Source organism: Streptomyces sp. NPDC088915 (assembly GCF_044749825.1).
Taxonomy (GTDB): Bacteria; Actinomycetota; Actinomycetes; order Streptomycetales; family Streptomycetaceae; genus Streptomyces.
Map to the genome: position 1 here is coordinate 729,736 of NZ_JBIVIR010000001.1, position 23,479 is coordinate 753,214.

The 23,479-nt window shown below is 74.6% G+C and carries 21 protein-coding genes; 12 read left to right on the plus strand and 9 right to left on the minus strand.

Features of this window, described 5'->3' with window-relative positions; translation table 11 throughout:
- Positions 1–64: 64 nt before the first annotated feature.
- From ACIP5O_RS03500 to ACIP5O_RS03515, 4 genes are all read right to left on the minus strand, one after another.
- Positions 65–649, minus strand: coding sequence for a hypothetical protein (locus ACIP5O_RS03500; RefSeq protein WP_401288145.1), 585 nt, complete (start codon positions 647–649; stop codon positions 65–67).
- A gap of 266 nt (positions 650–915) precedes the next feature.
- Entirely contained in the window at positions 916–1,488 is a 573-nt protein-coding gene (locus ACIP5O_RS03505; protein WP_125667475.1) for a SigE family RNA polymerase sigma factor, read from the minus strand.
- Between the two features lie 224 nt (positions 1,489–1,712).
- Entirely contained in the window at positions 1,713–2,657 is a 945-nt protein-coding gene (locus ACIP5O_RS03510) for an A/G-specific adenine glycosylase (RefSeq protein ID WP_401288022.1), read from the minus strand.
- 33 nt (positions 2,658–2,690) lie between these two features.
- Positions 2,691–3,767, minus strand: coding sequence for a phosphatase PAP2 family protein (locus tag ACIP5O_RS03515; protein ID WP_401288024.1), 1,077 nt, complete (start codon positions 3,765–3,767; stop codon positions 2,691–2,693).
- Positions 3,768–3,989: 222 nt separating this feature from the next.
- On the opposite strand from ACIP5O_RS03515, the gene ACIP5O_RS03520 reads away from it, so the two are divergent.
- Complete coding sequence (locus ACIP5O_RS03520; protein ID WP_401288027.1) at positions 3,990–4,871, plus strand: hypothetical protein; 882 nt, start codon at positions 3,990–3,992, stop codon at positions 4,869–4,871.
- Between the two features lie 71 nt (positions 4,872–4,942).
- Here ACIP5O_RS03520 and disA read toward each other — a convergent pair whose 3' ends face one another.
- Positions 4,943–6,067, minus strand: a complete 1,125-nt coding sequence (gene disA, locus ACIP5O_RS03525; protein ID WP_121832335.1) for a DNA integrity scanning diadenylate cyclase DisA — start codon at positions 6,065–6,067, stop codon at positions 4,943–4,945.
- Positions 6,068–6,565: 498 nt separating this feature from the next.
- Positions 6,566–7,969, minus strand: a complete 1,404-nt coding sequence (gene radA / locus ACIP5O_RS03530; RefSeq protein WP_125668453.1) for a DNA repair protein RadA — start codon at positions 7,967–7,969, stop codon at positions 6,566–6,568.
- 185 nt (positions 7,970–8,154) lie between these two features.
- On the opposite strand from radA, the gene ACIP5O_RS03535 reads away from it, so the two are divergent.
- Positions 8,155–9,945 (plus strand): hypothetical protein, encoded by a 1,791-nt coding sequence (locus ACIP5O_RS03535; RefSeq protein WP_401288030.1) that lies wholly within the window; start codon positions 8,155–8,157, stop codon positions 9,943–9,945.
- A gap of 33 nt (positions 9,946–9,978) precedes the next feature.
- On the opposite strand, the gene ACIP5O_RS03540 is transcribed toward ACIP5O_RS03535, so the two are convergent.
- Positions 9,979–10,836: a hypothetical protein gene (locus ACIP5O_RS03540; protein ID WP_401288032.1), complete on the minus strand. Its 858-nt coding sequence runs from the start codon at positions 10,834–10,836 to the stop codon at positions 9,979–9,981.
- Positions 10,837–10,876: 40 nt separating this feature from the next.
- Here ACIP5O_RS03540 and ACIP5O_RS03545 point away from each other — a divergent pair, with 40 nt between their 5' ends.
- From ACIP5O_RS03545 to ilvD, 4 genes are all read left to right on the plus strand, one after another.
- On the plus strand, positions 10,877–11,809 hold the full coding sequence (locus ACIP5O_RS03545; RefSeq protein WP_401288034.1) for a Ppx/GppA family phosphatase: 933 nt from the start codon (positions 10,877–10,879) through the stop codon (positions 11,807–11,809).
- 98 nt (positions 11,810–11,907) lie between these two features.
- The gene (locus ACIP5O_RS03550; protein WP_401288036.1) at positions 11,908–12,744 is read left to right on the plus strand and encodes a sugar phosphate isomerase/epimerase family protein; all 837 of its coding nucleotides are present in this window, start codon (positions 11,908–11,910) and stop codon (positions 12,742–12,744) included.
- A gap of 16 nt (positions 12,745–12,760) precedes the next feature.
- Positions 12,761–13,453 carry a TetR family transcriptional regulator gene (locus ACIP5O_RS03555; RefSeq protein WP_401288039.1) on the plus strand — a complete coding sequence of 231 codons (693 nt, stop codon included), beginning with the start codon at positions 12,761–12,763 and terminating at the stop codon, positions 13,451–13,453.
- Positions 13,454–13,583: 130 nt separating this feature from the next.
- Positions 13,584–15,437: a dihydroxy-acid dehydratase gene (ilvD, locus tag ACIP5O_RS03560; RefSeq protein WP_401288042.1), complete on the plus strand. Its 1,854-nt coding sequence runs from the start codon at positions 13,584–13,586 to the stop codon at positions 15,435–15,437.
- 144 nt (positions 15,438–15,581) lie between these two features.
- Here the strand turns inward: ilvD and ACIP5O_RS03565 are convergent, their stop codons facing one another.
- Complete coding sequence (locus ACIP5O_RS03565) at positions 15,582–17,768, minus strand: PQQ-binding-like beta-propeller repeat protein (protein WP_401288044.1); 2,187 nt, start codon at positions 17,766–17,768, stop codon at positions 15,582–15,584.
- A 157-nt stretch (positions 17,769–17,925) separates the two neighbouring features.
- On the opposite strand from ACIP5O_RS03565, the gene ACIP5O_RS03570 reads away from it, so the two are divergent.
- The 5 genes from ACIP5O_RS03570 to proC all read left to right on the plus strand — a co-directional run bounded on the left by ACIP5O_RS03570 (position 17,926) and on the right by proC (position 21,452).
- Complete coding sequence (locus tag ACIP5O_RS03570; protein ID WP_401288046.1) at positions 17,926–18,273, plus strand: peptidase; 348 nt, start codon at positions 17,926–17,928, stop codon at positions 18,271–18,273.
- Between the two features lie 34 nt (positions 18,274–18,307).
- Positions 18,308–18,850: a hypothetical protein gene (locus ACIP5O_RS03575; protein ID WP_401288049.1), complete on the plus strand. Its 543-nt coding sequence runs from the start codon at positions 18,308–18,310 to the stop codon at positions 18,848–18,850.
- A 73-nt stretch (positions 18,851–18,923) separates the two neighbouring features.
- Positions 18,924–19,814 (plus strand): ABC transporter ATP-binding protein, encoded by an 891-nt coding sequence (locus ACIP5O_RS03580; protein ID WP_401288051.1) that lies wholly within the window; start codon positions 18,924–18,926, stop codon positions 19,812–19,814.
- Complete coding sequence (locus ACIP5O_RS03585; RefSeq protein WP_401288053.1) at positions 19,811–20,548, plus strand: ABC transporter permease; 738 nt, start codon at positions 19,811–19,813, stop codon at positions 20,546–20,548. The genes ACIP5O_RS03580 and ACIP5O_RS03585 overlap by 4 nt, the downstream gene beginning before the upstream one ends.
- 94 nt (positions 20,549–20,642) lie before the next feature.
- Positions 20,643–21,452 carry a pyrroline-5-carboxylate reductase gene (proC, locus tag ACIP5O_RS03590; RefSeq protein WP_401288055.1) on the plus strand — a complete coding sequence of 270 codons (810 nt, stop codon included), beginning with the start codon at positions 20,643–20,645 and terminating at the stop codon, positions 21,450–21,452.
- A 24-nt stretch (positions 21,453–21,476) separates the two neighbouring features.
- Here the strand turns inward: proC and ACIP5O_RS03595 are convergent, their stop codons facing one another.
- The gene (locus tag ACIP5O_RS03595) at positions 21,477–22,082 is read right to left on the minus strand and encodes a cysteine hydrolase family protein (protein WP_401288058.1); all 606 of its coding nucleotides are present in this window, start codon (positions 22,080–22,082) and stop codon (positions 21,477–21,479) included.
- A 75-nt stretch (positions 22,083–22,157) separates the two neighbouring features.
- On the opposite strand from ACIP5O_RS03595, the gene ACIP5O_RS03600 reads away from it, so the two are divergent.
- Entirely contained in the window at positions 22,158–23,162 is a 1,005-nt protein-coding gene (locus ACIP5O_RS03600; RefSeq protein ID WP_401288060.1) for a GlxA family transcriptional regulator, read from the plus strand.
- Positions 23,163–23,479 lie beyond the last annotated feature (317 nt).

Sequence of the window (23,479 nt, forward strand, 5' to 3'; positions counted from 1 at the left end):
CCTCCGGGATCGTGCGCTCTCCGGGTCTCTTCGGCGCGCTTTCCTGCGTCTCTTCGGGTGCGGCTCAGTCCGCGGGGGACTGGCTCGGCGCGGGCTCCAGGCCCTCGCCCTCGCCGACCGACCGGCTGTAGTCGTTGTGGACCCAGTCGTGCTGGGTGAACCTGTTGCCGGTCCAGCGGTACGTGATCACGTCCTCGCCCGAGGGGTACGCGACCGGGTCGCCCTTCGCGTACACCTGCTTGGTGACGATCAGGTCGCCCCGGTCGATCGTGGCGTACACCGCCGCGTCCTCGGCCGCGAAGACGTTCTCGTAGCCGTCGTTCCGGCTGCGGTAGACATACGTGCCGATGCCGATGCCGTCACCGCAGGTCATCACGTTGACGACGACGTCGGGGGCGGGCGCGTTCGTGAGGTTGCCGTAGGAGGCGTCCACCGGGTACGAGTCCGCCGCGCACGGCTTCAGGTCGGCCTTGAACCGCTCGCTGATCTTCGGATCGGACTTGAGCAGCCGGATCGGGTCCACCCGCTCCGCCGACTGCGGGCCCGTGACGGTCGACGCGGAGGGGGTGGGGGCGGCCGCGGCGATCCCGTCGCTGCGGGCCGCGCCCTCGTCGCGGGAGCCCGTGCCGCCGGTGGAGCAGGCCGCCAGGGAGAGGCCGACGGCGACGAGCCCGGCCGTCGCCGTGGCGCCCGCGACCCGGGCGGTACGCCGAGGGCGGCGGCGTCCGGCGGGGAGCCGGTCGCCGCCGCCGGGGCCGCGGAAGCCGTCGCCGGATCCGGAACCTCTGCCGGATCCGGCGTCGAATCGGTGGTCGAATCGGTGGTCGTGTCCGTCGTCGAATCGGTGGTCGTGTCCGTCGTCGGGTCCGTCGTCGGGTCCGGAGCTTCTGCCGGATTCGTCGTCGGGCCCGTCCTCTATGCCGCGCACCGCGCACGCCCCCCTTCGTCGCCTCGTACGGTCGTCCGCTCCCCGGCCCGCCCCAGGGCGCGGGCGTCGAGGTCGCGGCTCTCCAGCTCCTGCCGGAGCCGGGCGAGCGCGCGGTGGAGCGTGGACTTCACCGTACCGGTCGACATGCCGAGCGCCGCCGCCGTCTCCTCCGTGCTCATCTGTTCCCAGTGGCGCAGGACGACGACGCTGCGCTGCTTCGGCGCGAGCACCTTCAGGACGTCCATCAGGAGGGCCCGGTCGGCGTGCTGCTCGGTCGCGTCGGCCACGCTCGCGTCGGGGAGCTGCTCGGTCGGCACCTCTTCGAGCTTGCGCGAGCGCCACCACTCGGTCCGGGTGTTGATCATGACCCGGCGCAGGTAGGCGTCGGCGAGGGACTTGTCGGCGATGCCGTCCCAGCGCCCGTACGTACGGGCCAGGGCCGTCTGCAGGAGGTCCTGGGCGTCGACGGGGTCGGCCACGAGACGGCGCGCGCTGCGCAGCAGGGCGTCCTGCCGCGTGCGTACGTACTCCTCGAAGTCGAGCACCTCACCGTGCCTCATCCGAACCGCCTCCATCCCCGTGACCTGCTTGTTCCCTCGTGTCGTGGACGACGCTACGGAGCGGTTGTCACGGGGCTGTGCGGGGCAGCCGTCGGTGGACGCACGGCTACCCATCGGTTGTGTAACAGCGGGGGAGGAAGGGGTTTCGGGGCCGGGGACCCGGGAGAGCGACGGGCGGGCCCAGGAGAGAGGGGCGGCGGGCCTCAGGAGAGAGGAGGCGGGCCTCAGGAGAGGGGCAGGCGGTAGAAGCCGCCGTCCAGGGGCTCGACGAGACCGTCCGCGACCAGGCCGTCCAGGGCCCTGGCCCGCTGCACCGGCTCGTCCCAGACCGCGTCCAGGGCCTCGCGCGCCACCGGGTCCGCCGAGTCCCGCAGGACGGCGAGGAGCCGCCCCCGGACCTGCCGGTCGGTGCCCGCGTACGTCTGGCCGCGCCGCGGCGGGCCGTCGTGCGCCGGCTTCCCCGAGAGCCGCCAGGCGCACTGCCCGGAGATCGGGCAGCGCCCGCAGTCCTCGTTCTTCGCCGTGCACACCAGGGCGCCCAGCTCCATGGAGGCGGCGGCCCAGCGGGAGGCCGTCCCCTCGTCCTCCGGCAGCAGGGCGCGGGCGAGCCGCCGCTCGGCGGCCGTGGTCGCGTTCGGCGGGTACTGGACGCCGGTCGCCGCGCGGGCGAAGACCCGGCGCACGTTGGTGTCCAGGACGGCGTGCCGCTGCCCGTAGGCGAAGGAGGCCACCGCGGCGGCCGTGTACTCCCCGATGCCGGGCAGCGCGAGGAGTTGCGCGTGGTCGCTCGGCACGTCCCCGCCGTGCCGCTCCGTTATGGCCGTGGCCGCCGCGTGCAGCCGCAGCGCGCGGCGCGGGTAGCCGAGCCGGCCCCAGGCGCGGACCGCCTCGCCGGGGGCCTCGGCGGCCAGGTCGGCCGGGCGGGGCCAGCGCGCGAGCCACTGCTCGTACACCGGCAGGACCCGGACGACCGGGGTCTGCTGGAGCATGAACTCGCTCACCATGACCCCCCAGGCACCGGCCTCGGGGCGGCGCCAGGGCAGGTCGCGGGCGTGCTGGTCGAACCAGGCGAGGACGGGCCGGTGCAGCTCGGCGGGGACGGCGGGCACCCCGGGGATCCCGGAGGCCCCGGCGGCTCCGGCGGCGGAGGACGTGTCGATGGAAGTCATGGCACCCACGATCCTGACACGGTTCCGGGGGGATCAGTGCGCGTCGTACGGCGCGTGCCGACCCTGCCCGGGGTTCTCGTAGGGGGAGGCGGGGTCCCCGTACGGGGGAGCGGGGTCCCCGTACGGGGAGGGGGCGGGGTTCTCGTACGGGGCAGCGGGGTCCCCGTAGGGGGAGGGGGCGCCGTATGGGGAAGCGGAACCGTACGGGGCGGCGGGGGCGGAACCGTAGGGGGCCGAGGGGTCGTGGGCGTACGGGGCCGAGGGGTCCTGGGCGGGCGCGGACCCGTACGCGGACCCGTACGCGGGGGCGGAGCCGTACGGAGGAGCGGCGTCGTACGGAGGAGCGGCGTCGTACGCGGGAGCGGACCCGTACGGGGCGGCGGGAGTAGCGTCGTACGCGGGCGCGGACCCGTACGGGGAGGCGGGGGCGGGCCCCTGCGGGGGCGCGGGGTCGAACAGGGAGGGCTCGGCGGGGGCGGCGGCCGGGGCGGGCGTACGGGGGCCCGGACCCGCGCACCACACCACCACCGTGTTCCGGCTCGACCGGGCCGCCTCGACCAGGGACCGCACCGGACGCTCGGCGAACCGCATCACCAGGAAGGCGACCAGGGCGCCGAGGAGCAGACCGGCGGTCACGTCGTGCGGGTAGTGGACACCGACGAAGACCCGGGAGAAGGCCATGAGCAGCGCCATCGGCACGGTGAAGCGGCCCAGCCGGCGCCAGGACAGGGCGAGCGCGATCGCGGCGGCTCCGGCGATGGCCGAGTGGTTGCTGGGGAAGGACCAGTCGCCGTAGGGCGGGCAGGTGACGAGCGGGGCGGGCGCTCCGGCGACCGCGCGGCACGGACGTTCCTCGTCGATCAGCGACTTCAGCGCCTCGCTCACCACGTAGCCGAAGGCGGTGGCGAGCGGGGCGAGCAGCGCGAGCGCCATCGTCCCGCTCGAACCGTCGCGGGAGCGCCACCAGCCGGCCACGAAGAGCACGCCGAAGAGCAGCAGTCCGGCCTCGGTCCAGACCTCGGCGAGCAACTGGAACCAGTGCGGCGTGGCGTGGGCGAAGTCGGCGACGTCGAGATACAGACGGTCGGAGAGGTCGAGGAGGGTGTCCATGGGGAACGACGCTAACCGGAATCCGGAGCGCCTCGCCCCGGGCCATCGGCCAGAGCGACCCCCGACGAAAGTGGGGGGCGCCGATTTGCTTTGGTTGGCCCCGTTTTCACTCGGGGCCCGAAAAAAGTTCCCGGAAAGAAGGATGTGATCATCGGCAAAACTTGCGGTCTCGGGCGGCGGGTGGGGCGGGAGTTGGGCGCGATCTCTCGTAAGGTTCGGGTCGTGGGATCTTTGCGCAATCCGGTCGGGCCGCTTCCCTCCACCATCTACTGGCGACGGAGGGCGGTGGCGGTGTGCCTGGTGGCACTCCTCGCCCTGCTCACCGTGTGGGCCGTGACGTCCGGCGGCGGGGGCGGCGGGAAGCCGAGCGACTCCGCCAACGGCTCGTCGCCCACCCCGCCCTCGATCACGCCCGGGCCCTCCGGGTCGGGTCCCGCGATCAGCCAACAGCCCGGCGGACGCGACGAGTCGGGCGAGGAGGACGGGGCCTCCGGCGGCAACGGCGGCACGGACTCCGGCGGCTCCGGAACCGGCTCCGGCTCCGGATCCGGTGGTACGGACGCCGGTACGGGCTCCGGGGGTTCGGACTCCGCCGGGACCTCCGGGTCGGGCGACCCCGACAAGAACGGTGACGGCGTCGGCGCGGGTGGCGACGGCGGCGCGGGCACCGGCGCGGGCCAGCAGCTCCCGGCCGGCACGACGGTCCCCAACTGCCCTGCTGGCTCGCTCCAGTTGACGCTCAGGTCCGTCAAGGTCACCTACGAGACGGGGGAGAAGCCCCGCTTCCAGCTCGTCGCGAAGAACACCTCGGACGTCGACTGCAAGGCCGACTTCGGCCCCCGCAACGCGGTCCTGACGATCAGCGACGCCAAGGACGACGAGGTCTGGTCCTCCGACCACTGCCCGCGCCCCGGCACCCCGCTCCTGCTGCGCCTGCCCGCGGGCGCGACCGCCACCCACACCGTGGAGTGGGACCGCGGGCGCAGCGCCCCGCGGTGCGCCACCGCCCCGGCGGGCCCGGCCGGCCCCGGCACCTACCTGGTGGAGGCCGCGATGCCGGGCGTGAAGATCCTCCCGGCCTCGTTCACGCTCGCCAAGGACTGAGGGGCGCGACGGAGCGGTAGGTCCTGGACGTACCGCTCCTTGGACGTACCGCTCCTTGGACGTACCGCTCCTTAGACGTACCGCTCCAGGATCGAGGACTCCGCGAGCCGGGACAGGCCCTCGCGGACGCTGCGGGCGCGGGCCTCGCCGACGCCGTCGACGGCCTGGAGGTCGTCGACGCTGGCCGCGAGGAGCTTCTGCAGCCCGCCGAAGTGCTCCACGAGCCGCTCGATGATCGCGCCCGGCAGCCGCGGCACCTTCGCGAGGAGCCGGTAGCCGCGCGGCGAGACGGCCGAGTCGAGGGTCTCGGGCGAGCCGCTGTAGCCGAGCGCCCGTGCCACGACGGGAAGTTCGAGCAGCTCGGTGTGGGTGAGCGCGTCCAGCTCGGTGAGCGCCTCCGCGACCGTCCGCGAGCGCTTGGCCGTCGGCTCCGGCACGTAGTCCCGGATCACCAGCTCGCGCTCCGGCTCCACGCCCGCGATCAGCTCGTCGAGCTGGAGCGAGAGCAGCCGCCCGTCGGTGCCGAGCTCGACCACGTACTCGGCGATCTCGGTGGCGATCCGGCGGACCATCTCCAGGCGCTGCGCGACGGCGGTGACGTCCCGGACCGTGACCAGGTCCTCGATCTCCAGGGCGGAGAGCGTGCCCGCCACCTCGTCGAGCCGGAGCTTGTACCGCTCCAGGGTCGCGAGCGCCTGGTTGGCGCGGGACAGGATCGCGGCCGACTCCTCCAGGACCCGGCGCTCGCCGTGCACGTACAGCGCGATCAGGCGCATCGACTGGGAGACGGAGACGACCGGGAAGTTGCACTGCTTGGAGACCCGGTCCGCGGTGCGGTGGCGGGTGCCGGTCTCCTCGGTGGGGATGGAGGCGTCCGGGACGAGCTGCACGCCCGCCCGGTGGATCTTGGTGATGTCCTTGTCGAGGACGAGCGCGCCGTCGAGCTTGCACAGCTCGCGCAGGCGGGTGGCGGTGAACTCGACGTCCAGCACGAAGCCGCCGGTGCACATCGAATCGACCGCTTTGTCCAGGCCGAGCACGATGAGCCCGCCCGTGTTCCCCCGGAGGATCCGCTCCAGGCCGTCGCGCAGGGCGGTGCCCGGCGCGACCGCGCTCAGGGCGGCGCGCATCAGCGCTTCACTGCCGGAGCCCGCGCCGGATTTCCCAGGAGCTGCTGCCCCGTCCTTGGCTGCCACTGCACTCCTCCGGCTCGTACGGATGGGCGAGACCAGGGCAAAGTCTAGCGACACCACCCCGCCGCCCTCCGCCCCCGACCGAACGCGGGTGGTGCGGAAGGGGTCCCCACCCGGGGCCGGAACCAACCCTTCCCCACGCCGAAACCCTTGTCACACACCGTGCCAGGCCCTTGCCGCAGGCTTTGCCGGATCCTTGCCGGGGCCTTGACCGGGCCCTTGCCGGGAGCCTGGCCCCGCCCACGCCGGGGCCCACCCGGGCCCTGACCGGGAGCTCGGCCTCGCCCGCGCCGGGGTTCCGCAGAGCCCCGGTCGGGAGCCCGGCCCCGCCCGTGTCCGGGTGCCCTGCCGGGTCCTCGCCGGAAGCCCGGCCCCGCCTGCTCCGGGGACGTGCCGCGTCCGCGCCGGGTGCTGTGCCCGGCCCTCGCCGGGGCGCCTTCCCACAGCCCCGGGACCCGGGGCCCTGGGCGGCACCCGCCCCCGCCCCCGGCCCGCCCCGCGCTACCCCTCCGCGCCCTCCGGCGCCTTCGCGCGCCGCCCGCGCGGCAGGACCCGCAGCGCGTCGCCCATGTCCGCGACCTCCGTCACCCGCATGCCCGGCGGCACCTTCCCCGGGTCCGTCGGGACCAGCGCGTGCGTGAAGCCGAGCCGGTGCGCCTCCGCGAGGCGCCGCTGCACGCCCGTCACCCGCCGGACCTCGCCCGCGAGCCCGACCTCGCCGATCGCCACCAGGTTCTTCGGCAGCGGGGTGTCGCTCGCGGCGGAGGCGAGCGCGAGCGCGATCGCCAGGTCGGCGGCCGGCTCGGAGAGCTTCACGCCGCCCACGGTCGCGCTGTAGATGTCCCGCTTGCCGAGCGCGCTGATCCGGCCGCGCTGCTCCAGGACCGCCAGCATCATCGAGACCCGGGAGGTCTCCAGACCGGAGACGGTCCGGCGCGGGGAGGGGATCTGGGAGTCCACCGTCAGCGACTGCACCTCGGCGACCAGCGGCCGGCGGCCCTCCAGGGTGACCGTCAGGCAGGTGCCCGGCACGGCCACGTCGCGCCGGGTCAGGAAGAGCCCCGACGGGTCGGCGAGACCCGTGATCCCCTCGTCGTGCAGCTCGAAGCAGCCGACCTCGTCGGTCGCCCCGTACCGGTTCTTCACGCCCCGGACCAGCCGCAGGCGCGCGTGCCGGTCGCCCTCGAAGCTCAGCACCACGTCGACCAGGTGCTCCAGGAGCCGGGGGCCCGCGATGGCCCCGTCCTTGGTGACGTGGCCGACCAGGAGCGTGGACATCCCGCGCTCCTTGGAGGCCCGGATCAGCGCGCCCGCGACCTCGCGGACCTGCGCCATGCCGCCGGGCGCGCCGTCGATCTCGGGCGAGGCGATCGTCTGCACCGAGTCCAGGATCAGCAGCGAGGGCTTCACCGCGTCGAGGTGCCCGAGGACCGCCGACAGGTCGGTCTCCGCCGCCAGGTACAGGTGGTCGTCGATCGCGCCGATCCGGTCGGCGCGCAGCCGGACCTGGCTCGCGGACTCCTCGCCCGTGACGTACAGCGTGCGGTGCTCGTCGCTCGCCGCCTTCGCCGCCACGTCGAGCAGCAGCGTCGACTTGCCGACGCCCGGCTCGCCCGCGAGCAGCACCACGGCGCCGGGCACGAGCCCCCCGCCGAGGACCCGGTCCAGCTCGTCGACGCCGGTCGAGCGGGCGGTCGCCTGCCGGCCGTCGACCTGGCCGATGGGGAGGGCGGCGGTGGAGACCCGGCCCGCGGCGGTCGTCCGGACGGCGGGCGCGCCGTACTCCTCCACCGTCCCCCAGGCCTGGCACTCGGGGCAGCGGCCGAGCCACTTGGCCGTCTGCCAGCCGCACTCGGTGCAGCGGTAGGACGGTCGCTCCTTGGCGGATTTCGTACGGGCAGCCATGCGCCCCACCGTAGCCGCCGCCACCGACAACGGGCCCCGGCCCCGCGAACCGGGGTCCGGAGCCCGCACGGCCCGTCCACGGAACGCCGGGTTCCTGTCCTCTTTCGAGCGATACCTTCACCCGTAGGGATGAGAAGTGCGCGACCGGTACGAAGAATGCCCCCGCTCTTGCCTACGGTCGCCCAGTGACGAGCAGCAGGCTGGAAACCCCCGCACGCACCACCGGCGCACACCGGGCGCACCGCACCACGGACCAGGGACCGCGCACGCTCGGCCGGCGGCCCCCCGCCCACTACGAGCCCGCCCTCGACGGCCTCTTCACGTACTGCCTCTCCGTGCTCTGCGACCACGACACGGCCACCGCCGTCCTCGGCGACGTCCTCGCCGTGGCCGAGCGCCACCGGGGCCGCTGCCCCTCCGACGAGGACGGGCGCACGGCCTGGCTGTACGCCCTCGCCCGCTGGGCCTGTCTGCGCACCCTCGGCGAGCAGCGCCGCAAGCGCCAGGGCGCCCACACCGGCCGCCCCGCCGTCACCCCGCCCGAGGCGCCCCGGGTCTCCGCCGAGACCGCCGAGCGGCACCGCGCCGAACTCGCCCTCCTCGCCTGGCCCGATGCGGCCGGCACCACGCCCGAGCAGCGCGAGGCCCTGGAGCTCGCCGTGCGGCACGGCCTCCACCACCGCCAGGTCGCCGCCGTCCTCTCCCTCGACCCGCTCGCCGCCCGCGAGCTCCTCGCCACCGCCGGCTGCGAGGTCGAGCGCACCCGCGCCGCCCTCGCCGTCGTCGAGACCGGGAGCTGCCCCACCGTCGCCCGGCTCACCGGCGACCACCGGGTGCTCCTCTCGGCCACCCTGCGCGCCGAGCTCGTCCGGCACGTCGACGACTGCCCCCGCTGCCGCCGCGCCGCCGAGCGGGTGGGCGCCGCGGGGCCCTGGCCCGGCGCCGGCGCCCTGCCCCCGGACCGCCTGCCGCTCGTCGAGGCGCCCCGGGCCGCCGCGTACATGGCGATGCTGCACGTGCCCCGCGCGCGTGCCGGCGCCCCGCGCTTCGCGCCCACCGGCTTCCCCATGGACCCCAAGGACCACACGGCCCGCCGCGACCGGATGCGGACCCGCGCGGTGACCACCACCGTCGTCGCGGCCGTGGTCGCCGCCCCCGTCCTCGCCCTGTGGACCACCTACCGGGGCACCACCGAGACGACCGCCCACGACGGGGGGCGGGTCAGCGCGCGCGAGACGGACGACGGGACCGGCCCGGACGGGCACCCGTACGACCGGTACGAGAACGCGGGCAACGCCCGCGACACCCCCGAGCCCCGCTTCACCCGGGGCAGCCGCTCCCCCGACGTCTCCGTCGAGGTGGTCAGCCCCGGCGGCCCCACCGGCTCCGGGGCCCCGTCGAAGCCCGGCGAGCCCGCCCCCGGCTGGGTCACGGCCACCGCGCGCGGCCACGGCGACCTGACCCTCCTGACGCTCACCGGCGCCGGTGACGCGCCCGTCGCGTGGTCGCTGTGGACGGACGCGCCCTGGATCTACGTCAGCCGCGCCGCCGGCACGCTCCGCCCCGGCGAGCAGGTCACGATCGCGGTCCGCGTCGACCACGCGCGCGAGCCCGCGGGCGCGTGGAGCGCCCGGGTCGGGGTGGACCCCTCGGGCGCGGTGGTGCGCATCACCGGAGCCGGCCGGAGCGACCCCAGGGAGGTCTTCCACCCGGCCCCGGACGTCCCCCGGCCGCCGCAGCCGACGCCGCCCCCGCCGGGCACGACCGATCCGACCACCCCGCCCACGACCCCGCCGCCGACGACCGAACCGCCGACCACCCCGCCCCCGACGACGGAGGAGCCGCCCACGACCCCGCCGCCCACGACGGAGGAGCCGACCACCCCGCCGCCGACCACGGAGGAACCCCCGCCGCCGACCACGGACCCGGGCACGACCCCGCCGCCGACGGCGGAGGAGCCGCCCCCGTCCTCCTGAGGACCCTGAGAACCCCGAGGACCCCGGGAACCCTCAGACCTGCGGGTCCGCCGGGTGCGGGGCCACCAGCGGCAGCTGCGAGGCGAGCCGGGCCTCGCACAGGCCGGCCAGCACCTCGTACGCCTCCTCGCCCATCATCTCCGTGAGCTCGGGCCGGTACGTGACGTAGACCGGCTCCCCGGCGCCGTGCGCCGAGGTGGCCGAGGTGCACCACCAGTGCAGGTCGTGACCGCCCGGACCCCAGCCCCGGCGGTCGTACTCCCCGATCGACACCTGGAGGACCCGGGTGTCGTCGGGCCGGTCGATCCAGTCGTACGTCCGGCGCACCGGCAGCTGCCAGCACACGTCCGGCTTGGTCTCCAGCGGCTCCCGGCCCTCCTTCAGGGCCAGGATGTGCAGCGAGCAGCCCATGCCGCCCGCGAACCCGGGACGGTTCTGGAAGATGCAGGAGCCCTCCCAGCGGCGGGTCTGCCGGTCGCCGTCCTCGTCGAGCTGCGTCCAGCCCGTCTCCGTGCCGACGTCGTGGAACTGCCACAGCTCCGGCGTGAGCCGGGCCACGTGCTCCGCGACCCGCTTCTCGTCGTCCTCGTCGGAGAAGTGCGCGCCCAGCGTGCAGCAGCCGTCGTCGGCCCGGCCCGCCTGGATGCCCTGGCAGCCGCTCCCGAAGACGCACGTCCAGCGCGAGGTCAGCCAGGTCAGGTCGCAGCGGAAGACCTGCTCCTCGTCGGCCGGATCGGGAAACTCGACCCACGCGCGCGCGAAGTCCAGCCCCTTCTCGTCCGGCACCACGTCCTCGGCCCGTTTTCCGGCGCCCTTGGCCGCCTTGGCGGCGTTCACGTTCGCAGGAACGGCACTGTCTTTGTCCTGCTTCGCCTTTTTCGTCTTTGGCACGCTCTCCAGCGTATGCGGCGCGAGCAGTACCGTTCCGCCCATGAGACTCGGAGTCCTCGACGTCGGTTCGAACACGGTGCACCTCCTGGTGGTGGACGCGCACCCCGGCGCCCGCCCCCTGCCCGCCCACTCCCACAAGGCGGAACTGCGCCTGGCCGAACTCCTCGACGCGCGGGGCGCCATCGCCCCCGACGGCGTCGAGCGGCTCGTCGCGACCGTCCGGGACGCGCTCCACGCCGCCGAGGACAAGGGCTGCGAGGAGGTGCTGCCGTTCGCGACCTCCGCCGTGCGCGAGGCCGTCAACGCCGACGCCGTCCTGGCCCGGGTCAAGGACGAGACCGGCATCGACCTCCAGGTCCTCACCGGCGAGGAGGAGGCCCGCCTCACCTTCCTCGCCGCCCGCCGCTGGTTCGGCTGGTCCGCCGGCAAGCTGCTCCTCCTCGACATCGGCGGCGGCTCCCTCGAAGTCGCGTACGGCATCGACGAGGACCCCGACACGGCCGTCTCCCTGCCGCTGGGCGCGGGCCGCCTCACCGCCGGCTGGCTGCCGGGCGACCCGGCCGACAGCGCCGACGTGAAGGCGCTGCGCCGCCACGTGCGCGCGCAGATCGCCCGTACGGTCGGCGAGTTCAGCCGCTCCGGCCGCCCCGACCACGTCGTCGCCACCTCCAAGACCTTCAAGCAGCTCGCCAGGATCGCCGGGGCGCCCGGTTCCAGCGAGGGCCTCCACGTCCAGCGGACCCTGAGCCGCAGGTCCCTGGAGGAGTGGGTGCCGCGCCTGGCCGGGATGACCGTCGTCGAGCGCGCGGCCCTGCCGGGCGTCTCGGAGGGCCGCGCCGCCCAGCTCCTCGCGGGCGCGCTCGTCGCGGAGGCCGCGATGGACCTCCTGGACGTCGAGGAGCTGGAGATCTGCCCCTGGGCCCTGCGCGAGGGCGTCATCCTGCGGCGCCTGGACCACCTGCCGGAGGAGTGAGGCCGAGGGGTACGGCCCCGCTCCCGCCGCCCCGGGCCGGAAGCCGGTGTGGCCGGAACCACCCTCCGGCCCCGCGGCCCGCCCCGTACGCTGTCTGCGTGGCAGATCCAGTGGTGCGCGTCCCGGATGCGAAGGTCGCCCTGTCGACGGCCTCGGTCTATCCGGAGTCGACGGCGACGGCCTTCGAGGTCGCCGCACGCCTCGGCTACGACGGCGTCGAGGTCATGGTGTGGACCGACCCCGTCAGCCAGGACGTCGAGGCCCTGCGCCGGCTCTCGGACCACCACCGGGTGCCGATCCTGGCCGTCCACGCCCCCTGCCTCCTCATCACCCAGCGCGTCTGGTCCACCGACCCGTGGGTCAAGCTCCAGAGGGCCCGGTCGGCGGCCGAGAAGCTCGGCGCGTCCACGGTCGTCGTGCACCCGCCGTTCCGCTGGCAGCGCCAGTACGCCCGCGACTTCGTGAGCGGCATCTGGCGGATGGCGGACGAGACCGACGTCCGGTTCGCCGTCGAGAACATGTACCCCTGGCGGTACAAGGACCGCGAGATGCTCGCGTACGCCCCCGAGTGGGACGTCACCAAGGACGACTACCGGCACTTCACCGTCGACCTCTCGCACGCCGCGACCGCCCGCACCGACGCCCTCGCGATGATCGACCGCATGGGCGACCGGCTCGGCCACGTCCACCTCGCCGACGGCCGGGGCTCCGCCAAGGACGAGCACCTGGTCCCGGGGCGCGGCACCCAGCCCTGCGCCGAGGTCCTGGAGCGGCTCGCGGTCACCGGCTTCGACGGGCACGTCGTCATCGAGGTCAACACCCGCCGCGCGATGTCGGCCGCCGAGCGCGAGGCGGACCTCGCGGAGGCCCTCGCCTTCACCCGGCTCCACCTCGCCTCCGCCGCCGGCCGCCCCTCCCGGGCCCCGCGCCCGTGACGGGACCGGAGCACCGGTGACCGCGCCCGGACGGGGCCCCGGGGCCGGACAGGGGTCCGAGGCCGCACCCGGACAGGGCTCCGAGGCCGGACAGGGCCCGGCGGACCCCGCCCCCCGCCGCCGCGGCCGCCCCTCCCGCGCCGCCGAGGAGAGCGGGCCGGGCGCGCGCGCACGCATCCTGGAGGCGGCCCGCGACCAGTTCGCCGAGCGCGGCTACGACAAGGCCTCGGTGCGCGGCATCGCCCGCGCGGCCGGGGTGGACCCGGCCCTGGTGCACCACTACTTCGGGTCGAAGGACGAGGTCTTCGCCGCCGCCGTGGAGGTCTCCTTCGAGCCCGCGACCGTCGTTCCGGCGATCGTCTCCGGCCCCCGCGACGGCATCGGCGAGCGCCTCGCCCGCTTCTTCATCGGCGTCTGGGAGAACCCGGCCAGCCGCGCCCCGCTCCTCGCGATCGTGCGCTCCGCGCTGACCCACGAGGCGGCGGCCGCGGTCCTGCGGACCTTCGTGCTGCGGCGGCTCCTGGAGCGGATCGCCGCCGAGCTCGACGTGCCGGACCCGAAGCTCCGCGCGGAACTGGCCGCCTCCCACATGATCGGGATCGCGATCCTGCGGTACGCGATCCGGGTCGAGCCGCTGGCCTCCGCCGACCCGGAGGAGATCGTCGCCCAGGTGGCACCCGCCCTCCAGCGCTACCTGACCGAGAGCTGACCGGTCCCGCCCCTCCGGACACCTGACCGAAAGCTGAACATCCCGTCCGGCATGCGGACGAGCTGTCCAGATCTTGGTCCGGCGGCGTACGCTCGAAAGCAAGCACACCAGTCACGAGGAGCGAGCGACGATGCCCGAGCTGAGGTCCCGCACTGTCACCCACGGCCGCAACATGGCGGGCGCACGCGCCCTTATGCGCGCCTCCGGTGTACCCGGCGCGGACATCGGCCGGAAGCCGATCATCGCGGTCGCCAACTCCTTCACGGAGTTCGTCCCCGGCCACACCCACCTCCAGCCGGTCGGCCGGATCGTCTCCGAGGCCATCACGGCCGCCGGGGCCATCCCCCGCGAGTTCAACACGATCGCCGTCGACGACGGCATCGCGATGGGCCACGGCGGCATGCTCTACAGCCTGCCCTCCCGCGACCTGATCGCGGACAGCGTGGAGTACATGGTCGAGGCGCACTGCGCCGACGCCCTGATCTGCATCTCCAACTGCGACAAGATCACCCCCGGCATGCTGATGGCCGCCCTGCGCCTCAACATCCCGACGGTCTTCGTCTCCGGCGGCCCCATGGAGTCCGGCCGCGCGACCCTCGTCGACGGCACGGTCCGCACGCTCGACCTGGTCGACGCGATCTCCGACGCCGTGAACCCGAAGATCTCGGACGAGGACATCCTCCGCATCGAGGAGAACGCCTGCCCGACCTGCGGCTCGTGTTCCGGCATGTTCACCGCCAACTCGATGAACTGCCTGACCGAGGCCATCGGCCTCTCCCTCCCCGGCAACGGCTCGGTGCTCGCCACCCACACCGCCCGGCGCGCCCTCTACGAGAACGCCGCCCGCACGGTCGTCGACATCACCCGCCGGTACTACGACGAGGACGACGACTCCGTCCTGCCCCGCTCGATCGCGACCCGCGCCGCCTTCGAGAACGCCATGGCCCTCGACATCGCCATGGGCGGCTCCACCAACACGATCCTGCACCTGCTCGCCGCCGCCCAGGAGGCCGAGCTGGACTACGGCCTGACCGACATGAACGAGGTCTCGCGGCGCGTCCCCTGCCTGGCCAAGGTCGCCCCGAACGTCGCCAAGGACCGCACGTACTACATGGAGGACGTGCACCGCGCCGGCGGCATCCCCGCCATCCTCGGCGAGCTCTACCGCGCGGGCCTGCTCAACGAGGACGTCCACTCCGTCCACTCCCGCTCCATCAAGGAGTGGCTGGACGCCTGGGACGTGCGCGGCGGCTCCCCGACCGAGGAGGCCGTCGAGCTGTGGCACGCGGCCCCCGGCTGCGTCCGCTCCGCGACCGCCTTCTCCCAGTCCGAGCGCTGGGAGGCCCTCGACACGGACGCGGCGAACGGCTGCATCCGCGACGCGGAGCACGCGTACTCGAAGGACGGCGGCCTCGCGGTCCTGCGCGGCAACCTCGCCGTCGACGGCTGCGTCGTGAAGACGGCCGGCGTCGACGAGTCGATCTGGACCTTCGAGGGCCCGGCGGTCGTCTGCGAGTCGCAGGAGGAGGCCGTCGAGAAGATCCTCAACAAGCGGGTCAAGGACGGCGACGTGGTCGTCATCCGCTACGAGGGCCCCAAGGGCGGCCCCGGCATGCAGGAGATGCTCTACCCGACCTCCTTCCTCAAGGGCCGGGGCCTGGGCAAGACCTGCGCCCTGATCACCGACGGACGCTTCTCCGGCGGCACCTCGGGCCTCTCCATCGGCCACGCGTCCCCGGAGGCGGCCTCGGGCGGCACGATCGCCCTCGTCGAGGACGGCGACCGCATCCGCATCGACATCCCGAACCGCTCGATCGACCTCCTCGTCGGCGAGGACGTCCTCGCCGCCCGCCGCGAGGCGCTCGGCGGGGCGTACGCGCCGAAGAACCGCGAGCGCAAGGTCTCGGCGGCGCTGCGGGCGTACGCGGCGATGGCGACGAGCGCCGACAAGGGCGCGGTCCGCGACGTGACGAAGCTGGGCTGAGCCCGGCGGGACGTACGTGAGGGGGCCCGGGGCTCGTCCGAAGCCCCGGGCCCCCTCACGCGTGCGCGTACGGCGGTCTTGCGGAGTGCTCGCGGCGGGTCTTACGGCGGTCTTGCGGAGGTCCTGCGAGGACCCGCCGGGCGCTCACCAGGACGCCGGGTCGCGCGCGTCCACCGCGAACACCGAACCGTCCGGCGCTGTCCCGAACACCCGGCCCCCGGCGACCAGCGGCTCGGGCACCAGGGGCGCGTAGGCGAGCCGCCCGTCCGCGAGGCGGGGCCGGGTCTGGCCGGCGAGCACCCCGCGCGCGGTGTCCACGGCGAGCAGCCGCCCGTCCTGGACGGAGAAGTAGAGGCGGTCGCCGGGACCGAGGACCGGCGCGGAGACGTTCCCCGCGGCCGTCTCCAGGTCCCACAGCACCCGCCCCTCCCCGGCGGCGGTGTCGAAGGCGGTCACGTGCCCGTCCGCGTCGAGCAGGTACACGACGCTCCCGCGCACGGCGGCGCCCCGGAGGTCGAACCGGTGCGGCAGGGCCAGCCTGCGCACGGAACCGGTCCCTCCCCCGCCGGGGCCGAGCAGGACGAGCGCGTCCGTCTGCGTGCCCTGGTAGAAGGAGCCGAGGACGAGGGACCCGTCCCCGGTGCGCCCCAGCGGATCGAGGTCGCCCTCCAGGTCCCGCCGCCACACCACCTCACCGGTCGCGGGCCGGACCGCGCCCACGCGCGTGCGTGTCCCGTCGGGCGCGCCCTCGGAGACCGTGAGCAGACCGGAGGGGGCGTCGTACGGACCCGTGCGCGGCGCCCCGAAGCCGGTCAGGCCGTGCCGCCACAGCTCCTCGCCGCCCCGGCCGTCGACGGCCCGGACGCCACCGGTCCCGTCGGTCAGGACGACGGCGGACCCGGCCGGGCGGTACAGCTCGGGACGGTCGGACCGGGCGCTCCAGACCGGGGCGCCGTCCCCGGCCGCGTACGCCCGCAACGGGCCCGTCGGGGCGGCGGCGCCGACCCGGCCGCCCGCCAGGAGCACGGGCGCGTGCGGCGCCTCCCCCTCGACGGTTCCGGCCCGCGACCACAGGACCTTCCCCGTCACGGGGTCGAGCCGGGCCAGGCCGACGCCCCGGGCCGCGCAGTACAGCGCGTCCCCGCCGCCGGCGCAGGCGGGAGCCGCCTTCGGGCCCCGCTCCTGGAGTCCGGTGTGCCAGCCCGCGAAGGCGGTGGCCACCTCGTCCGGATGCGACGGCGCGGCCGGGGGCCCCTCGTGCGCGGGGCCCAGCGCCGCGTACAGACCGGCCCCGGCGAGCGCGAGCGCGGCGGCGACGGCGATCGTCGGACGCGGCCGGATCCGCCCGCCGAGGCGGGGGCTCCGGCGGACCGGGGCCGGGGCGGGAGCCCGTACCGGCGTGTCCGCGTCCCACGCGGGCGCGTGGCCCGGCTCGCCACCGCCCTCGCCGCCGCCCGGCAGCGCGGGCCGCCGCCGCTGTGCCGGTATGAACGCCTCCGCCGCGTACGAGGGCGGTTGCAGCGCGCGCATGATCTGGGCCGGGGTCGGCCGCTCCACGGGCTCCTTGGCGAGGCAGCGCGCGACGAGCGGCGCCAGCTCCCCGGGCACGCCCGTCAGGTCGGGCTCGTCGTGGACGACCTGGTACGCCACGACGTACGGGCTGTCGGAGTCGAACGGGCCGTGCCCGGTCGCCGCGTGCACCAGGACCGAACCGAGCGCGAAGACGTCCGCCGCGGGCCCGACCTCGCGGGGCCGCTGGAACTGCTCGGGCGCCATGAACGGCGGCGAGCCGATCAGCTTGCCCGTCTCGGTGTGCAGGTCGCTGTCGACGGGCCGGGAGATGCCGAAGTCGATGACCTTGGGGCCGGTGTCGGTGAGCAGGACGTTGCTGGGCTTGAGGTCCCGGTGCACGACCCCGGCCCGGTGGATGTCGCGCAGCGCCTCCGCGAGCCCGGCGGTCAGCCGGCGCAGCTCGGCGGGGGACAGCGGCCCGTTCCGCTTCACCTGGTCGGCGAGGGTGGGGCCGGGGACGTAGAGGGTCGCCATCCAGGGGCGCACGGCGTCGGGGTCGGCGTCGACGACCGGGGCGGTGAAGGCCCCGCTGACCCGACGGGCGGCCGCGACCTCCTGGCGGAAACGCGCCCTGAACTCGGGATCCTCCGCATACCGTGCGTGCACGACCTTGACCGCGAGCCGCAGCCCCGAGGCCGAGGAGGCGAGGTGCACGACGCCCATGCCCCCCGCGCCCAGACGTGCCTGGAGACGGTAGTCGCCCGCGTACTCGGGCCCCTCCGCTTCCCGGTCGGCACCGGTCCCGCGCAACGGTGGCACCGCCCACCCCCGTGTGATTCCCCGTCACCTCGCGCCCGCGTGCGCGACGCGACGAGCCTAGTCGATGGCACCTCCGATGTCGGTGGGGCTTGCTAGCCTGCGCGTCGCGGAGAGTGAGACTCGGCGGAGCGCTTTTGCGCCATGGGGGGAGAACACGATGGACACCACGGACACCACGGACACCACGGACACCACGGACACGAACGGCACCGCGGCAGAGGGCCGGGCCGAGGCCGTGGCGGTGACGGCGGCGAACGCCACCCGCTACCCGGTCGCCCCGGGCTACCGGCTCAACGTGCGCTCGGGCCCGGGCACCCAGTACCCGATCACCCGCTCCCTGCCCCTGAACGCCACGGTGGCGATCTCCTGCCAGAAGTACGGCGAGACCGTCACCGGCCCGTACGGCACGACGAGCGTCTGGGACAGCATCGCCCCGGGGGAGTACGTCTCCGACTCCTACGTGCACACGGGCAGCGACGGCCTCGTGGCACCGCGCTGCGCCTGACCTGCCCGGACGCCGCTCGGGGATAATCGACCCCGTGAGCGACGACGAGCAGACCCCGCGTACGGCAGACGGCGCGGCCGCCGGGAAGGCCGACGGCACCACCGGCGGCCCCCGCCCCGAGGAGATCCGTTTCTTCGGCACGACCTGGGTCGACCACACCGGCCACTACGGGCTGCGCCGCGCCGGCCTGGCCGCCGGCGCGCTCGCCGCCGCCGTCGCGGCCTGCTTCGTGCTGCGCTTCGCCTTCCAGGGGCTCCGGATCGCGAACACCGGCGGCCTCGTCAACGGCCTGGTGATCGTCATGTTCGCGGTCTGCAGCGCCATCGCCTGCCGCAAGACCTGGGAGGGCTTCCAGCGCCGCCCGGACGACCCGGCCCGCGAGGACTCCCTGCGCAGCCTCAAGACGATCGGCTTCATCGGCTCGCTCCTCGCCTACAGCGCCCGCTGCCTGACCGAGGCGCCCGGCGAGAAGCTCCACCGCGCCGAGTACGAGGCGGCCCTCGTCCGGTACGAGAAGCGCCGCGGCTCCCGCACGGGCAACCCGGCCGCCCGCAAGAAGCCCAAGCGCGGCGAGTAGCCCGAGCCCGGCGAACGACCCACCACCCTCCGGAGGCTTGACGGCCGGCACCCCCGGGCTCACTATTCATCACATGGTGAATTACTCGACGGGCGCCGACGGAGACGCGGACACGACCGCGAGCCGGAGCCGGAGCCGGAACGACACCGAAACCGACACCGACACCGGCACCGACGCGGCGATCACCGCCCGCGCCCTCACCGCCGTCCGCGGCGACCGCACCGTCCTGCGCGGCCTCGACTTCACCGTCCCGGCCGGCCGCATCACCGGCCTCCTCGGCCCCTCCGGCTGCGGCAAGACCACCCTCATGCGCGCGATCGTCGGCACCCAGGCCGAGGTCGGCGGCACCCTCACCGTCCTCGGCCGCCCCGCCGGCGACCCGGCCCTGCGCCCCCGCATCGGCTACGTCACCCAGACCCCGTCCGTCTACGACGACCTCACCGTCCGCCAGAACCTCGACTACTTCGCCGCCGTCCTCCTCCCCGGCCGCGCCCACCGCCACGAGCGCCGCGCCGCCGTCGACCGGGCCGTCGCCGACGTCGACCTCACCCCCCACGCCGACTCCCTCGCCGGCCGGCTCTCCGGCGGCCAGCGCAGCCGGGTCTCCCTCGCCGTCGCCCTCCTCGGCGCCCCCGAACTCCTCGTCCTCGACGAACCCACCGTCGGCCTCGACCCCGTCCTCCGCCGCGACCTGTGGGACCTCTTCCACCGCATCGCCGCCGACCGCGGCACCACGCTCCTCGTCTCCTCCCACGTCATGGACGAGGCCGAGCGCTGCCACCGGCTCCTCCTGATGCGCGAGGGCGAGATCCTCGCCGAGGACACCCCCGAGGCCCTCCGCCGCCGCAACGACACCCCCACCGTCGAAGAGGCCTTCCTCCACCTCGTCGACGCGGCCGCGGCCCGCGAGGGGCGACGTCCCGGAACCGCCCACGACGAGCACGACCAGGAGCCCCGGCCATGAGCAGCGCCCGCACCCTCGCCACCGCCGCCCGCGTCCTGCGCCAGCTGCGCCACGACCCGCGCTCGATCGCCCTCATGCTCCTCGTGCCGTGCGTGATGCTCTTCCTGCTCCGGTACGTCTTCGACGGGAGCCCCGGCACCTTCGACACCATCGGCGCCTCGCTCCTCGGCATCTTCCCGCTCATCACGATGTTCCTGGTGACCTCCATCGCCACCCTGCGCGAACGCACCTCCGGCACCCTGGAACGCCTGCTCGCCCTGCCCCTCGGCAAGGGCGACCTCATCGCCGGCTACGCCCTCGCCTTCGGACTCCTCGCCGTCGTCCAGTCCGCCCTCGCCACCGGCCTCGCCCTCTGGTTCCTCGGCCTCGACGTCGTCGGCTCCCCCTGGCTCCTGCTCCTGGTGGCCCTCCTCGACGCCCTGCTCGGCACCGCCCTCGGCCTCTTCGTCTCCGCCTTCGCCGCGTCCGAGTTCCAGGCCGTCCAGTTCATGCCGGTCGTGATCTTCCCCCAGCTCCTCCTCTGCGGCCTGTTCACCCCGCGCGACCGCATGGCCCCCGCCCTCGAAGCCGTCTCGAACGTCCTGCCCATGTCGTACGCCGTCGACGGCATGAACGAGGTCCTCCGCCACCCCGGGGCCACCGGCGCCTTCGTCCGCGACGTCCTCGTCGTCGCCGGCTGCGCCCTCCTCGTCCTCGCCCTCGGCGCCGCCACCCTCCGCCGCCGCACGGCCTGACCCGCCGTGACCGCCCCTCGGACACCCACCGCACCACCACGCCCCCGATGCGAGGATGACGACACGTACCCCCTCCGGCGAGGTGAACAGAGCCATGACCCAGACCGTCGCAGTCCTCGGCACCGGCAAGATCGGTGAAGCGCTCCTCAGCGGCATGATCCGCGCCGGCTGGCGCCCCGCGAACCTCCTGGTCACCGCCCGCCGCGCCGAGCGCGCCGAGGAGCTCCGCACCCGCTACGGCGTCGAGACCGTCACCAACGCCGAGGCCGCCAAGCGCGCCGACACCCTCATCCTGGCCGTCAAGCCCCAGGACATGGGCCGCCTCCTCGACGAGCTCGCCCCGCACACCACCGCCGACCGCCTCGTCATCAGCGCGGCGGCCGGCATCCCCACCTCCTTCATCGAAGACCGTCTCGCCACCGGCACCCCCGTCGTCCGCGTCATGCCGAACACCCCCGTCCTCGTCGACGAGGGCATGTCCGTCATCTCGGCCGGCAGCCACGCCACCCCCGACCACCTCGCCCACACCGAGGAGATCTTCGGCGGCGTCGGCAAGACCCTCCGCGTCCCCGAGTCCCAGCAGGACGCCGCCACCGCCCTCTCCGGCTCGGGCCCGGCGTACTTCTACTTCCTGGTCGAGGCCATGACCGACGCCGGCATCCTCCTCGGCCTGCCCCGCGCCCAGGCCCACGACCTCATCGTCCAGGCCGCCATCGGCGCCGCCGTGATGCTCCGCGACAGCGGCGAGCACCCGGTCAAGCTCCGCGAGGCCGTCACCTCCCCGGCCGGCACCACCATCAGCGCCATCCGCGAACTGGAGAACCACGGCGTACGGGCCGCCCTCATCGCCGCCCTCGAAGCGGCCCGCGACCGCAGCCGGGAACTGGCCTCCGGCAACGGCTGACGGCCCGCGCCGCCCCCGCCGGGGTCACCGGACCCCGGCGGCCCCGGCGGAGGCCCCCCGCACCACGTCCTCCGTGGCCACCACCTCCGCGAAGCGCCCCCCGTGCAGCGAGACCGCCGTCGCCCGCGTCAGCTCGTCCGCGCCCGCCGTCCAGCCGTACGGCCCCTCCAGGTCGAAGGTGTGCATCGCGTCCAGCGGGAACACCACGCCGTACCCGAGGTTCCCGCCCATCCGGGCCGTCGTCTCGTTGCACATGTTCGTCTGGATCCCGACGATCACGATCTGCCCGACGCCCCGCCCCCGCAGCCACGCGTCCAGGGACGGCTCCCCGTAGAAGGCGGAGTTCACGGACTTCACCACGAGCAGCTCGGGCCCGGAGCCCTTCCCCCGCCGCTCCTCCACGAAGTCCTTGAAGTCGTTCCCCACGTGCCCCACCCGCAGCGGCGAACGCGACCCCTCCACCGAGTCGTGCCGCACGAAGACGACGGGCCGCCCGGTCGCCTGCCACAGATCGATCAGCACGGCGATGTTCCGCTCCGCGTCCGGATTGTTCCGCTTCCCCCAGTACTCCTCCTCGAAGCCCTTCTGTACGTCGACGACCACCAGCGCTGCGTTCTCCGCGATCTCCATGCCGACGATCCTTCCGCGGCCGGCCCCCCGGCCCCAGAGGTCCGCATGCCACCGATCGATGCTTTACTGCCAACCATGGCGCCGCCCCCGGAAACCCGCCCCCAGCGCATCGCGCTCCTCGTCCTCCCGGGCGTCCGCGCCTTCGACGTCTCCGTCATCACCGAGGTCTGGGACAGCGACCGCACCCTCCGGGGCGTCCCTCCCTTCGAGCTCCACCGAGCAGCCGCGGACCCGCACGCCCCGGTCCCCCTCCGGGGCGGCCTCACCCTGACCCCCGACCGCCCCTTGACCTGGCTCGACGACCTCACCCCCACGGACCTCGTCATCGTCCCGGGCGTCGAGGACCCGGACGCCGACGTCCCGCCCCCGGTCCTCGACGCCCTCCGCCGCGCCCACACCGCCGGCATCCCGGTCGCCTCCCTCTGCGCGGGCGCCTTCGTCCTGGCCCGCGCCGGACTCCTCGACGGCCGCCGCGCGGTCACCCACTGGCACCTGGCCCGCACCCTCGCCACCCGCCACCCGGCGGTACGGGTCGAACCCGACGCCCTCTTCGTGGAGGACTCCGGCATCTGGACCTCGGCCGGCACCGCGGCGGGCATCGACCTCTGCCTCCATCTGGTCCGCACGGCCCACGGCGCCGAAGCGGCGGCGACCGTGGCCCGCTCCATGGTCACGGCTCCTTTCCGTACGGGGACCCAGGCCCAGTTCATCGAGCGCCCGACGCCCCGCGCCGACCGCGACGCCGACGCCCTCGCCGCCGTACGCGCCCACGCCCTGGCCCACCTCTCCGCACCCCACACGGTCGCGAGCCTGGCCGCCGTCGCCGGCATGTCCCCCCGCTCCTTCGCCCGCCACTTCCAGGCCACCACCGGCACCACCCCCCTGCACTGGCTCATCACCCAGCGCGTCGCCGCGGCCCAGAAGCTCCTGGAGCTCACCGACCACCCCCTCCCCGAAGTGGCCCGCCGCGCCGGCTTCGGCAGCGAGGTCACCATGCGCCAGCACTTCGCCTCCCACCTCTCCACCAGCCCCCGCGCCTACCGCAACGCCTTCCGCCACCGCGCCCCGGACCAGGCTTGACACGCCCTCCCCGGCTCCGTAGTGTTCTCCGAGTTGTCCGACGTGAGCACCGACTCCGGTCGGCCCCGGACAGCCATTCCGCAAGATCCTCAGAAGCCGACAGCGCTTTGCCGTGCCGTCGCGCTTTCCGTGCGTTTTTGCGAAATGAGGAATCCGCGTTCGAAGGTTTGAGCGCAGGCCCCCGATTAGCGTCGGAGGCGGGGAATCCGCTAAAGTCTCACTCGTCGGAACGGCCCAACAGCCGGAAAGACAACTCCCGCTGACCGGGAATCAGACGCCGAAAGGATCTGATAGAGTCGGAACCGCCGGAAGGGCCC